The organism is Streptacidiphilus pinicola (assembly GCF_003258295.1).
Classification (GTDB): Bacteria; Actinomycetota; Actinomycetes; order Streptomycetales; family Streptomycetaceae; genus Streptacidiphilus; species Streptacidiphilus pinicola.
In genome coordinates this window covers 41,081-41,339 of record NZ_QKYN01000166.1, presented here as the reverse complement: position 1 = coordinate 41,339, position 259 = coordinate 41,081, and the positions used below count along the sequence as shown (strand labels likewise).

Sequence of the window (259 nt, the reverse complement as noted above, 5' to 3'; positions counted from 1 at the left end):
TCGGCCACCCCCCCCGCGGCGCCGCCTGATCCAGCACGCCACCGCCGCAGGCGCCGTGACCGTCGCCACGGGATTCGTCCTGAACGCCGGACTCGCCGGCCCCGCAGCGGCCGAGGCCGCCGCACCGCGAAACGACGCAGCGGCGCCGCACGACGCGCCCCGGCACTCCGCGGACGAGTCTTTCGTCGTTCGGGTCGTCGATGCCCGCACCGGCGAACTGGACATCTTCCACGGCGAGCGGCACCACCGGGTCCGCGAC

At 76.1% G+C, this 259-nt stretch carries 1 protein-coding gene; it reads left to right on the top strand.

Annotated elements, in window-relative coordinates; all coding sequences use genetic code 11:
* On the top strand, positions 1-259 hold a 259-nt coding region (locus tag DN069_RS40570; RefSeq protein ID WP_165845752.1), incomplete at both ends, for a hypothetical protein.